13 protein-coding genes are annotated in these 13,008 nt (G+C 58.9%); all 13 read right to left on the reverse strand.

All coding sequences use genetic code 11. The features are described 5' to 3' along the window. Positions 1-23 precede the first annotated feature (23 nt). Complete coding sequence (locus ACWJKU_RS18150) at positions 24-785, reverse strand: hydrolase (RefSeq protein ID WP_454144609.1); 762 nt, start codon at positions 783-785, stop codon at positions 24-26. A 2-nt stretch (positions 786-787) separates the two neighbouring features. Further along, positions 788-1,243, reverse strand: coding sequence for a tellurite resistance TerB family protein (locus tag ACWJKU_RS18155; protein ID WP_454144611.1), 456 nt, complete (start codon positions 1,241-1,243; stop codon positions 788-790). A gap of 39 nt (positions 1,244-1,282) precedes the next feature. Continuing rightward, positions 1,283-1,861 carry a TerD family protein gene (locus tag ACWJKU_RS18160; protein WP_454144613.1) on the reverse strand — a complete coding sequence of 193 codons (579 nt, stop codon included), beginning with the start codon at positions 1,859-1,861 and terminating at the stop codon, positions 1,283-1,285. A gap of 40 nt (positions 1,862-1,901) precedes the next feature. Beyond that, positions 1,902-3,059 carry a phosphoribosyltransferase domain-containing protein gene (locus tag ACWJKU_RS18165; RefSeq protein WP_454144615.1) on the reverse strand — a complete coding sequence of 386 codons (1,158 nt, stop codon included), beginning with the start codon at positions 3,057-3,059 and terminating at the stop codon, positions 1,902-1,904. Positions 3,060-3,199: 140 nt separating this feature from the next. Beyond that, a complete protein-coding gene (locus ACWJKU_RS18170) occupies positions 3,200-3,799 on the reverse strand; it encodes a TerD family protein (protein ID WP_454144617.1) in 600 nt (199 codons plus the stop codon). Positions 3,800-3,827: 28 nt separating this feature from the next. Then, positions 3,828-4,526 (reverse strand): TIGR00266 family protein, encoded by a 699-nt coding sequence (locus ACWJKU_RS18175; RefSeq protein ID WP_454144619.1) that lies wholly within the window; start codon positions 4,524-4,526, stop codon positions 3,828-3,830. A 43-nt stretch (positions 4,527-4,569) separates the two neighbouring features. Further along, complete coding sequence (locus tag ACWJKU_RS18180) at positions 4,570-5,148, reverse strand: TerD family protein (RefSeq protein ID WP_454144621.1); 579 nt, start codon at positions 5,146-5,148, stop codon at positions 4,570-4,572. 192 nt (positions 5,149-5,340) lie between these two features. Beyond that, positions 5,341-7,173: a glutamine--fructose-6-phosphate transaminase (isomerizing) gene (gene glmS, locus ACWJKU_RS18185; RefSeq protein ID WP_454144623.1), complete on the reverse strand. Its 1,833-nt coding sequence runs from the start codon at positions 7,171-7,173 to the stop codon at positions 5,341-5,343. Positions 7,174-7,177: 4 nt separating this feature from the next. Next, positions 7,178-8,548 (reverse strand): bifunctional UDP-N-acetylglucosamine diphosphorylase/glucosamine-1-phosphate N-acetyltransferase GlmU, encoded by a 1,371-nt coding sequence (glmU, locus tag ACWJKU_RS18190; protein WP_454144625.1) that lies wholly within the window; start codon positions 8,546-8,548, stop codon positions 7,178-7,180. Positions 8,549-8,719: 171 nt separating this feature from the next. Then, positions 8,720-9,142 carry a F0F1 ATP synthase subunit epsilon gene (locus tag ACWJKU_RS18195; protein ID WP_454144627.1) on the reverse strand — a complete coding sequence of 141 codons (423 nt, stop codon included), beginning with the start codon at positions 9,140-9,142 and terminating at the stop codon, positions 8,720-8,722. 18 nt (positions 9,143-9,160) lie between these two features. After that, entirely contained in the window at positions 9,161-10,543 is a 1,383-nt protein-coding gene (gene atpD / locus ACWJKU_RS18200) for a F0F1 ATP synthase subunit beta (protein ID WP_454144629.1), read from the reverse strand. Positions 10,544-10,588: 45 nt separating this feature from the next. Next, positions 10,589-11,452, reverse strand: a complete 864-nt coding sequence (atpG, locus tag ACWJKU_RS18205; protein WP_454144631.1) for a F0F1 ATP synthase subunit gamma — start codon at positions 11,450-11,452, stop codon at positions 10,589-10,591. A gap of 10 nt (positions 11,453-11,462) precedes the next feature. After that, entirely contained in the window at positions 11,463-13,004 is a 1,542-nt protein-coding gene (atpA, locus tag ACWJKU_RS18210) for a F0F1 ATP synthase subunit alpha (RefSeq protein ID WP_454144633.1), read from the reverse strand. Positions 13,005-13,008 lie beyond the last annotated feature (4 nt).

The raw sequence follows: 13,008 nt of genomic DNA on the forward strand, positions 1-13,008 counted from the left end.
GGATTTGAAATACCCTTCAATCGTTAAGGAACGGCGGCCCTGCCGAACGCTCGTTCGAACAACTGCGACATTCGGGGCGTCAGGAGGTAATCGCATTCGGCCATGAACGCGCTGTCGATCTGGCTGTCTCCGAAGCCGAACGTCAGGATGTCGTCATGCTCCCGGCGCAGGCGCCCGATCAGATGCCGCACGGCGTGTTCCTTGCCGAGCGTCCGCGGCAGCACGGCCAGATTGTTGCCGTTGCGGTGCAGGCGGTAAGCTCCGGCCTGGGCTTCCACCCAGGGTTCTATCGATTCCCGCTGCAAAAGATCCAAGTCCGATTCGCGGCCGTTTCGATATTTAGCCACCAGATAGAACGGGAGGCCGAAATCTTCGATGAGCCGGACATGGACGGCGAGTCCTCGCGCCGTTGCGAAAGCCCGGGCCGCTTCGAGGACATGGCCGAGTCCGTCGAGAGCTTCCCGCGCCGCCGGGCGCATCCGTTCGAGCCAGTCTTCGTCGGGATTCCCGGATGCGTCGGCGATGACGCCGCCGTAGTCGAGAATGCTCCAACTCCGAAACGGCAGTTCCACCCGGCGGTACGCTTCCAAATCCCGCGCCGTGGTCGGAATCACGGTCGTGTTGGTGGCCAGGAGCCGCCAAAGTGCCTGCTGCTTCGCCGTCATGAACGAGTGCGCGCTGCCGTCGCGCAGGAAGGCGGCAGCGCGTAGAGCTTCCCCGGCCGGGCATTTGGCCCGGCTTTGGAACAGCGTGTCGTCCAGATCGAGGAAAACGAACGACTGCACGATCAGGCCAGTTCGAAATCGGCCGGATTGAGACCCAGTTCCATGGCGATCTTGCGGGCGATGCGTTTTTCGTTGTCGTCGAAATGGCCGTCCGCACCGGCGATGCAAATGATGAGGCGCATGATCAGGCGGGCGGCGGCGTCATTGTTCTTCATTTTCCGCAAGGCCTCGTAAGCTTTGGCTTCGCCCAGATCCTTGTCGAATTCGATCTGGCTTACGGCATTCTGAAAGGTATCGATCAGTTCCTTGCTGGAGAATACGGACAACGCTTCGTAATTCTCGATGAAGCGCATCATTTTTTGCTTTTCTTCCGATGAAATCACGCCATCCGCCATCGAAACCAGCACCGAGCCGCTGACGGCCGCGGTCAGAAAATCGCGGTTCTTGAATTTCAGCGCCTCGGTTTTGAGTTCGCCGGCTTTCTGCTTCAGGGTGTTGAAGAAGTCTTGGAAGCTCATTTTTGTTGTTTCCTCGTTGTGTAGAAGATCGATGCCGGCTCAGCCGACATTGACACCGTGCTGCAAGGCCAAGGCTCTGAGTCCTCCGGAATAGCCCTGCCCCACGGCCTTGAACTTCCAGTCACCGCCGTGCCGGTAAATTTCGCCGAAGATCATCGCGGTTTCGGTCGAATAGTCTTCGGACAGATCGAAACGAACCACTTCCTGGTTGCCGTCGCGATTGACGATGCGAACGAAGGCGTTGCGGACCTGCCCGAAATTTTGCCGGCGCGCCTCGGCGTCGTGGATGGTGACGACGACGACCAGTCTTTGCACCTCGGGCGGAACCTTGGAGAGCGTTACTTTGACGGACTCGTCGTCGCCGTCTCCTTCGCCGGTCAGGTTGTCGCCGGTATGCTCGACCGAACCTTCCGGCGAGGTCTTTTGATTATAGAAAATGAAATAAGCATCGCTCGGCACCTTGCCGTCCTCTTTGACCAGAAAGACGCTTGCGTCGAGATCGAACGCCTGTCCGTCCGTCGCACGCGCGTCCCAGCCGAGTCCCACCAGAACGTTTTCGAGGTTGGGCGCTTCCTTGCTCAAGTTTACGTTGCCGCCTTTTTGAAGAGTGATGCCCATACGGTTTCCCCTTGAGGTTGTGAGCGAAACGAATATTCCCCTATGGAAAAGGGAATCCTGTCGGCTTCGAATACCGGTAAGGTAGACAAGCCGGTCCGAGGTGCCGGGCGAGGTCGGTCAAACCGTCCGGCGGTGTTTCATGGCATACGACGATGCGCGCGTAATCGTCGGGATCGACGTTGTACAGGTAATTCGGGATACCTTCGCCGTAGTTGTCGCCAAACATCAGACGCCGGCCGATATCGGCGCCCGGCAGAATCGGCGAGCGTGTCGTGGCTTGCACCGCCACGTCGAATCCGGAGGCTTCCAGTTCGAGGCCGACCCGGAAAGCGGCGTGCATGAATTCTCCGGTTCCGAGGACCAGCACGCGCTCGCCGGTTTCGAGTCCGGCCCCGAGCGTACGGATCTCCGCAGCAGGAACCCGAAGGCGCCGGTCGATGCCGAAACGGCCCAGCCGGTCCGCCACGAATCCCGGTTTACACCGGTTGTCGCCGACCGCCGGCGCAGCGCTCTCGGCCTGCGCCGGCGCTGGCTGAAAAGAAAAGCCGCCGTAGAGGGCTGCCGGGCAACGCACCGGCAGGCCCAGCCGCGCGGAAAACCGTTCCGCGCACCGTTCTCCGCTGAAATTGGTGATCGCAACGAAATGCACCCGCTCGAGTCGCGGATTATGGACGCGATATGCTTCGACCAAGTTACACAAGGTGGAACCGGTACTGATTTCATCGTCCACGATGATCAGTTCGCGCGCCGTTCGGAATAAATTCCGGTGCTCCGCGTTTAGCGGTTCGTACAGGTATTGGTCGGGGGCATGGCAATGGCTTTCCTCGAACGCCAGGAACCGGCGTCCCGGTATCCGATAGCGGGTGGAGTGCAGGAACAGGGCTTCGCCGCCGGTTCGCGGATCCAGAACCGCTTCGAAGACGCCTTGCCCCAAGCCGGTCGCGGTTTCCGCCAGGGCAATGAAAACCCACGGACCGGCCCCCAGGTCGAGCTTCGAGGCCAGATGCTCGTGTATGCGCCGCATCGCCGAGGGAGCGACCGGCCAGTGCTTGCCCAGCACCTTGCTCAAGAACAGAAAGCCGCGCTTTCGGTTGCTGCGCGCGGCGAAACCGCAAAGTTCCTCCAGCGGAAAAGCGGCTTCTCGCACCTCCACCGTGAGCGCGCCGGTTTCGAGTTCGACCCGCCGCACGTTTCTCATGCCGGCCCCTTCATACTGCCGGCACGAGGAATGTCGGTTCGAAACTCGCCGGCCATCTCGCTCGACCGGGTCCATCCCGATGCGACGCGAATCCTTGCAAAGGTCTTATCGAACCGAACGCGGGCCATGACCGCCGCGGATTACAGATGGGGACGAATTTGCGGCAGCAACTGTTCGAATGTCCGGCCTTGGCCGGTTTCGCCGATGGCGTGCATTTTCCATTCATTGTTGTGGCGATACACCTTCGCCATGATCATGGCGGTGTGGCTGCCCTGGCAGCTCAGGTCGTAGCGCGCGATCTCTTTGCCGTTTGCGCCGTTGGCGATGCGGCAGAAGGCGTTTTGGACGCGGGAGAAATCCTGGCCGGTGTAGTTGTTCACGGTGAAAACCAGGCTCTTCACGTCGGCCGGAACCTTGGGTAAATCGACCACGATCTGCTCGTCGTCGCCGTCGCCCTCGCCGGTCAGATTGTCGCCGGTGTGCTGGATGCTGCCGTCGCGGCTGCGCAACTGGCGGAACCAGACCGAATCCAGGAGATTGCCCTGTTCGTCGAACAACAGGCAGGAAGCATCCAGATCGATGTTTCCGCCGCCGGCGCCGCCGCCGAATATCCCGCCCAGAAGCCCCGCACCCTTTGTCTTGGCCGCGTCCCAGCCCAAGCCCATGACGATGCGGCTCAAACTACCGTTGGCCTCTTTTTCCAAAGAGATTTTTTGCCCTTTTTGCAAATTGACGCCCATCTTCAGTACCTCGTTATCAGACTTGTTGTTAAGCGGAAGCGGCTTTCTGCGCCTGGGCGCGGAAAAGCTCGCGGTTGCGCGAACACACCACGACCGTGCCCCGGCCACGAAATTTGAGCACCAAGCCTTCGCCGGAAGTGACGGAATTGACCAGCGCACCGAATAAACCGCCGCCGGAACGCGCGACACCCACTTCGTACTGTAGCGTCGAGGACCAGGCCACGGCGTGATTGTTGTCGATGACCACGTCCCGTCCCGGTGCGACTTCGAGCCTGAAAATGGACCCGAAGCCCGATACCGCCAGTTTGCCCCGTCCCATCGCTTCCATGACCATGAAGCCGCCGGTGCCGCCGAACAGCGCGCCTCCGAGATTGTTCAACCGCGACCTGATGTCCACGGAAGATTCGGCCGCCACGAAACTGCCGTCGGCCAGCGTGTACGCCGCGCTTTCGGAAATCTCCAGAATTTCGATGCCACCGGGCAGCGCGGGCGACAGAAGACAATCGCCGTCGCCATCCACCGCCTCGATTTCCTGCTGAAAGATCGATTCGTCGTTCGCGAACCGGCGCAACAGCGCCTGCCCCAATCCGCCCCGCATCTTGCCCTTGATCCGCAGCGTATCCTCCATCATCACCAGAGCGTCGGATTCGCAGAAGATTTTTTCGCCCTTTCTGAGATTGACGTGCAAAAAGGGATCGACCTCCCCGGTAACGGTGAAGAGCGGCATGCTTTTCGTATCAGGAAACGATGGATGTTACGGCCGACATCGGTCAGCCGACATTGACCCCATGATCGGTCGCCAACGCTTTGAGTCCGCCGGCAAACCCTTGTCCCACGGCCTTGAACTTCCATTCCGAGCCATGCCGGTAAATCTCGCCGAAGATCATGGCGGTTTCCGTGGAATAGTCTTCGGACAGGTCGAAACGGGCAATCTCGTTGTTGTTGTCCTTATTGAGGACGCGCATGAAGGCGTTGCGCACCATGCCGAAATTCTGCTTGCGGCTTTCGGCCTCGTGAATGGTCACGGCAAATACGATGCGCTGAATGTTGGAGTCGACTTGCGGCAGGTTGATGGAAATCTGCTCGTCGTCGCCTTCCCCGGCTCCGGTGGTATTGTCTCCCGAATGAACGACCGCTCCGTCGGGCGAGGTTTTTTGGTTGTAGAAGACGAAATGCGCATCGGACAGCACTTTGCCCAATTCCCCCACCAGAAACACGCTGGCATCCAGATCGAATGCCGCGCCATCGGTGGAACGAGCGTCCCATCCCAGCCCGACCAAAGCGTTGGCGAGACCCGGATCGGTTTTGGTAAGACTGACGTTGCCGCCCTTCTGCAAGCTAATGGCCATTTTAATTTCCCCACAGATGAAAGTGTCAAAAACGACAGAACGGACTACTGTCGGCGATTAACTTCATTATTTCAAGACCGGCCGCAGAAAAGACGGCCGGCTCTATCGCTTTGTGGTGTCGGCGAAAGCCCTTTGCCGCAAGAAACTGTCATCGATAAAATTTTTTCGGTCAGGATTCCTCTGGCCCCGGCTTCACTCCACGGTGACGGATTTGGCCAAGTTACGCGGCTGATCCACGTCGGTGCCTTTGATCAGGGCAACGTGATACGCGAGCATCTGCAAGGGTATCGTGTAGACGATGGGCGCGACCGCTTCATCGGTTTCCGCGACGCGCAACAAGTTGACGCTCGGCGCGCTCTCCAGGGGCACGCGCACGTCAGCGAAGACATAGAGTTCGCCGCCCCGCGCCTGCACTTCTTGCAGATTCGATTTGAGCTTTTCCAGAAGTTCGTTGTTCGGAGCCACGGCCACGACCGGCATCTCGGCGTCGATGAGCGCAAGCGGGCCGTGTTTGAGCTCGCCGGACGGATAGGCCTCGGCGTGAATATAGGAAATTTCCTTCAATTTCAGCGCGCCTTCCATCGCCACCGGATAGTGGGCGCCGCGCCCCAAATAGAGCGCGTGCCGTTTTTCTCCGAAACGCTCCGCCCATTGCTGGATTTCATCTTCCAGGAGCAATACGCGGGAAATCTGCTCCGGCAGGCTTTCAAGCTCCTTGATGATTCGCGCCTCCTGCTCGGGCGGAAGTCCGTTGCGCTTGCCCAAGGCGACGACCAGAAGGAGCAGGGCGGTCAACTGGGTCGTAAACGCCTTGGTAGAAGCGACGCCGACTTCGGGGCCGGCCCGGGTCATCAGGCTCGATTCCGACTCCCGGACGATCGAGCTTTCCGGCACGTTGCAGATCGCGAGCGTATGCGCATAGCCGAGCGTCTTGGCTTCCTTCAAGGCCGCCAGAGTATCGGCCGTTTCGCCGGATTGCGAAATGCTGACGAACAGGGTGCCCGGACGGACGACGTTCTTGCGGTAACGGAATTCGCTCGCCACTTCCACGCTGCACGGGACTCCGGCGATCGATTCCATCCAGTAGCGCGCCACCATGCCGGCGTGATAGCTGGTGCCGCAGGCGACGATCTGCACGGATTTGATGTGGTCGAACGCTTTTTCGGCATACGGCCCGAAAGCCGCATCGAGCACTTTTCCCGCCCGTATCCGGCCATCCAGCGTCTTTTCGATCGCCACCGGCTGCTCGTGAATTTCCTTTTGCATGTAGTGGCGGTATTCGCCGCGCTCGACGGCGTCGGCCGCCAGTTTCGTTTCATGAACCGGCCGCTGTACCGCGTTTCCGTGCTTGTCGTAGATGCTGACCGCTTCGGTGGACAAATCGGCGATGTCGCCGTCTTCGAGGAAGATGAAACGCTGCGTTTCGCCGACCAGCGCGAACACGTCGGACGCGATGAAGTTTTCGCTCTCGCCCAGGCCCACGACCAACGGGCTGCCGTGGCGCGCGGCGATCAGCCGCTTCGGCTCGTTGATGCTGACGACGCCGATGGCATAAGCGCCGTCCAAAATCTTGCAGGTTTCCTTGACGGCTTCGAAGAGGCTCAGACCTTCTTCCAAAAATTCATGGATCTGGTGGACGATGACCTCGGTATCCGTTTCCGACTCGAAGTCGTATCCCTTTTGCCGGAGCCGCCTTCTGAGATCTTCATGATTTTCGATGATGCCGTTGTGAACCACGGCGACGGTTTCGCGACAGACGTGAGGATGGGCGTTGTGCTCCGAGGGAACGCCGTGAGTCGCCCAGCGGGTATGGGCAATGCCGATCTTGCCTTCGACCAAAGAGACTTGTAATGCGTTTTCCAGCTCCTTGATCTTTCCTTTCCTGCGCACGCGCTGAAGCTGCGCGGCGTCGTCCAGCACGGCAAGCCCGGCCGAATCGTAACCGCGATATTCCAACCGGCGAAGTCCCTCCAACAGGACCGGGGTAATGACTCTGTGTGCGATGGCGCCAACAATGCCACACATGATTTCAACTCCTTTTCTTGGTGGGTCGCTGCCAACCCTCGACGGTAACTTGTTTCGCCCGGCTGAGGGTCAAGGCGTTTTCGGGCGCATCTCTCGTGACGGTCGCCCCGGCGCCGATGGTGGCGTTCTTGCCGACTCGGACCGGTGCGACCAACTGGGTGTCCGAACCGATGAACGCGCCGTCTTCGATGACGGTTTGATGCTTGTTGGCGCCGTCATAGTTGCAGGTGATCGTGCCGGCGCCGACATTCACATCCCGGCCGATGATCGTGTCGCCGATGTAGCTGAGATGATTGACCTTGGAACGACTGGCTATCGCGGATTTCTTGATTTCCACGAAGTTGCCGATGTGGACCTGGTCTTCGATCCGCGTCTCCGGGCGGATGCGGGCAAAGGGGCCGATGCGGCAGCCCTGGCCGATAGCGGCATCTTCGACGATGCAGTTCGGAAGAATTTCCACATCGTCGCCGATGTCGCTGTCCTTGATCACGCAATTGGCGCCGATGCGGACGTTGTCGCCCAATCTGATCCGGCCTTCCAGAACGACATTGATGTCGATCTCGACGTCGCGTCCGATCGACTCGATTTGTCCTCTCACGTCGAAACGAGACGGGTCGCGCAAGGTGACTCCGTTGCGCATCAGGTCTTCCGCGAGTTTTCTCTGGAAAACCCTTTCCAGATGAGCGAGCTGCTCGCGATTGTTAACGCCGAGGACTTCGTCCGGATCGTGCGGCTGAACCGTCTCCACCCGAACGTCATCCGCGACCGCTAGGGCGATGACATCCGTGAGGTAATACTCCCGTTGAGCATTGTTGTTTTCCAACCGGCCCAGCCATGCCTTCAGATGCCTGCCCTTGATCGCGAGTATGCCGGTATTGACTTCCGTGATGTCGCGCTCCTCCGGCGTGGCGTCTTTTTCTTCCACGATTTTGACCACCCGGCCCGCGCCGTCCCGAACGATGCGGCCATAGCCGCGGGGATCGGCAAGATCGACGGTGAGCAGCCCCATTTGGTTGGCCTGAGCCAGCGGAATCAGCTTTTCCACCGTCTCGTCGCCGAGCAGGGGCACATCGCCGTAAAGGATCAGAACCGTGCGCTCGTCATCAATTTCGTCCGCAACTTGCATGACCGCATGGCCGGTACCGAGTCGTTCCCGCTGCTCGACCCAGATGACGTTCAGGTGTTCGAGAGTCTTGAGAACCTCTTCGCCTCCGTGCCCATAAACCACGGTGATTTTATCGGGGCGCAGCCGGGCGGCCGAGGCATGCACATGTTCGAGTAACGTTCGATCGCCGATTTTGTGGAGAATTTTGGGAAGGGACGAACGCATTCGCGTTCCCTGGCCCGCGGCCAGAATGACGATTTCCAAAGGCATCTTCCGTTTTTCCTTATTGAAGAAGCGGAAAATAAAGATTCGCGCGGTCCCGTCGTCATCGACGGCCGGACCTCCGCGTTTATATTAGCCTGAAAAACACAAAAACCCAGCAAAATACCTAGAGCGGGTGCCCGATGCTTTGCTGGGTTAGGCGAACTCCGGAGACTACGACTACGCGCGGCCTTTCCGGTATTTCTCCAGAGTCCGGAGTTGCATGACGGCCTCGGCGAGCTGTGCCTGCGCCAGAGCGTAATCGATTTTGCCGGACCGGTCCGACAGCATTTCTTCCGCGCGTTGCTTGGCTTCCAGCGCCGCCGCCTCGTCGATGTCCTTGGCGCGAACGGCGGTGTCGGCGAGTATGGTCACGACGTGAGGCTGAACCTCGAGCATGCCGCCCGAAATGAAAAACGGATGGACTTCCTGGTCGTTGACCTTTACCCGAACCTCGCCCGGCTTCAACCGGGTGAGGAACGGTGCGTGCCGTGCGGCGATACCCACTTCGCCCATTTCGGCCGGCGCCACCAGCAATTCCGCGAGTCCGGAATAAATCTCCGCTTCCGCACTCACGATATCAACGTGGATCGTCATAGCCATACTACTTTTCTCTTTGAATTACGCGGCGAGCCGCTTCGCTTTTTCCAAGGCTTCGTCGATGCTGCCGACCATGTAGAAAGCCTGCTCGGGAACGTCGTCGAACTCTCCTTCGACGATCCCCTTGAATCCTGCGATGGTATCTTTCAGCGGGACGTATTTGCCCGGCGAACCGGTGAACACTTCGGCGACGAAGAAAGGCTGCGACAGGAAGCGCTGTACCTTGCGCGCCCTCGAAACGGTGAGTTTGTCCTCTTCCGAAAGCTCGTCCATGCCGAGAATCGCGATGATGTCGCGTAGCTCCTTGTAGCGCTGCAAAGTACTTTGTACCTTGCGGGCCACCTGATAATGATCCTGGCCGACGACCAGCGGATCCAACTGACGGCTGGTGGAATCGAGCGGGTCTACGGCCGGGTAGATGCCCAGCTCGGCGATCTGCCGCGACAGAACCACGGTGGCGTCCAAGTGGGCGAAGGTGGTCGCCGGAGACGGGTCGGTCAAGTCGTCGGCCGGAACGTACACGGCCTGAATCGAGGTGATGGACCCCACCTTCGTCGAGGTGATCCGCTCCTGGAGCACGCCCATTTCTTCCGCCAGGTTGGGCTGGTAACCCACTGCCGAAGGCATGCGACCGAGCAAGGCCGATACTTCGGTGCCCGCCAGCGTGTAGCGGTAGATATTGTCGATGAACAGCAATACGTCGCGACCTTCGTCACGGAAATACTCGGCCATGGTCAGGCCGGTCAGCGCCACGCGCAGACGGTTGCCCGGCGGTTCGTTCATCTGGCCGTATACGAGCGACACTTTGTCGAGAACGTTGCTTTCACTCATTTCGTGATAAAAGTCGTTCCCTTCGCGGGTCCGTTCGCCGACGCCCGCGAACACCGAATAGCCGCTGTGCTCGATCGCGATGTTGCGGATCAGTTCCATCATGTTCACGGTCTTGCCGACGCCGGCGCCACCGAAGAGGCCGACCTTGCCGCCTTTGGCGAACGGACAGACCAAGTCGATGACCTTGATGCCGGTTTCCAGCAGCTCGTTGGCTGCCGCCTGATCCTGGAAGCTCGGAGCTTTCCGGTGAATGGCCCAGCGTTCCTTCTCGCCGATGGCGCCCTTCTCGTCGATCGGATCGCCCAAGACGTTCATGATGCGGCCCAGAGTTTCCTTGCCGACGGGTACGGAAATCGGGGCTCCAGTATTCGTCACCTTCAAACCGCGCATCAAGCCGTCGGTGCTGCCCATGGCGATCGTTCTGACAACGCCGTCCCCGAGCTGTTGCTGAACTTCAAGCACCAAGTCTTTATCATCGACTTTCAGTGCATCGTATACTTTAGGAAGGGTCTCCCGCGGGAACTCCACGTCGACCACGGCGCCGATAATCTGAACGATTTTGCCCGAACTCATGACTGTCCTCGTAAAAACTCTTGAGTTTATTCTCTAACGATTCGCTTAGACCGCAGCCGCACCGCCGACGATTTCCGCGATCTCTTGGGTAATGGCCGCCTGCCGCGCCTTGTTGTAAATCAGCTGTAGCTCTTTGATCAGCTTTCCGGCATTGTCGGAAGCGCTTTTCATGGCGACCATGCGCGCCGCCTGTTCACAGGCATTGTTCTCGACCAAGCCCTGGAAAACGATCGACTCCACGTACCGGACCAACAATTGATCGAGCACTTCCTTTGCATCGGGTTCGTAAATGTAGTCCCAATGTCCTTTCCGTTCCTCGCCGATGTCTTCCGGTCGGACGGGAAGCAGTTGGACGAGCCGCGGCTTCTGCGTCATCGTGTTAAGAAACTCGTTGTAAAGAACATACAACTCGTCGATCTTGCCTTCGGTATATTCATCGATCATCGTCTTTATGACGCCGATGATATCCTGCAAATGAGGCTGGTCACCGAGTTTCGTAACCTGCGCAACCACGTCCGCGCCGATCGCGCCGAAAAACGCGGTGCCCTTTTGGCCGATCGTGCTGAGGGTCACAGCCTTGTTTTCTTCGTCCCATCCTCGCATTCTGCGCAAGGCCAATCGAAACAGGTTGGCGTTCAGGCCGCCGCACAGTCCCCGGTCGGACGAGATCAGTATGACGCCGACCCGGCTTACCGGCCGTTCGACCGTGAACGGGTGTTTGTATTCCGGGTTGGCGTGCGCCAAATGCTTGATGATTTGCGCAATTTTCCGAGAATACGGGCGGGTCGCCTGCATTCTCTCCTGAGTCTTACGCATCTTGCTGGCAGCCACCATTTCCATGGCTCGCGTGATCTTCTGAGTATTCTTGATACTCGTGATCTTCAGACGGATTTCTTTTCCGACGGCCATCGATCAATCCCTACCAAGTGTGGGTTTCTTTGTATTTCGTAACAGCCGCGTGCAATGCCGACTGAATCTCGTCATTGTAGTCGCCGGTCGCATTGATCCTTTCCATCAGATCGGCGTGCTCCGATTTCATGTAATTTTGCAGACCGTCTTCGAAATCCCTCACCTTGTTGACCTGAAGGTCGTCCAAAAAGCCTTCGTTGACAGCGAACAAGGACACGGCCATCTGCGCGACGCTGAGCGGCGAGTACTGACTCTGTTTCAAAATTTCGGTAACACGCTGACCGCGCTCGATCTGTTTCCGCGTGGCTTCATCGAGATCCGACGCGAACTGCGCGAAGGCCGCCAGTTCACGGAACTGAGCCAAGTCGAGACGTACACCGCCACCTAACTTTCTAATGATCTTGGTCTGAGCCGCACCACCGACGCGTGACACGGAAAGACCGGCGTTCACGGCTGGACGCACACCCGCGTTGAACAGGTTGGTCTCGAGATAAATCTGGCCGTCGGTGATCGAGATGACGTTGGTGGGAACGAAAGCCGATACGTCTCCCGCCTGGGTCTCGATGATCGGCAACGCAGTCAGCGAGCCGGTTTTGCCCTTGACCTTGCCCCCGGTCAGCTTTTCGACTTCATCGGCATTGATTCGCGAGGCACGCTCCAGAAGACGCGAATGGAGATAGAAAACATCGCCCGGATAAGCTTCGCGTCCCGGCGGGCGGCGCAGCAGCAGGGAAATCTGGCGGTAGGCCCAAGCCTGCTTGGTCAAATCGTCATAGATGATCAAGGCGTCCTCGCCGCGATCCCGGAAGAATTCGCCCATGGCGCATCCGGCATAGGGCGCGATGAACTGCAGGGCGGCGGATTCGGAAGCGGAGGCGGCCACGATGATGGTATGAGCCATCGCGCCGTGCTCCTCGAGCTTGCGGACCACGTTGGCGATCGAGGACTGTTTTTGTCCTATCGCGACGTAAATACACTTAACGCCGGTGCCTTTCTGATTGATGATCGTATCGATGGCGATGGCCGATTTCCCGGTTTGGCGGTCGCCGATGATCAATTCGCGCTGACCGCGACCGATCGGGATCATCGAGTCGATGGATTTAAGGCCGGTTTGTAGCGGTTGACTGACCGATTGTCGGGCGATAACCCCGGGCGCGATTTTTTCGATGGGCGAACGTTCCTGGGTTTCGATGGGACCTTTGCCGTCTATCGGCCGGCCCAGGGAATCCACGACCCGCCCGAGCAGGGCTTCGCCCACGGGCACATCGAGAATGCGTCCGGTACATTTCGCGGTATCGCCTTCAGCCAGGTGCTCATAGGCGCCAAGCACCACCGCGCCGACCGAGTCGCGCTCCAGGTTCAGAGCCATACCAAAGGTATTTCCCTTGAACTCGATCATTTCGCCCTGCATCACATCGGTCAAACCGTGGATGCGGACGATGCCGTCGGTCACGCTGACGATCGTTCCCTCGGTACGAGCCTCGGCACCGATATCGAACTGCTCGATCCGCTTCTTAATGAGTTCACTGATTTCAGATGGGTTCAGCTGCATGATT

The organism is Methylocaldum sp. MU1018, assembly GCF_053646775.1.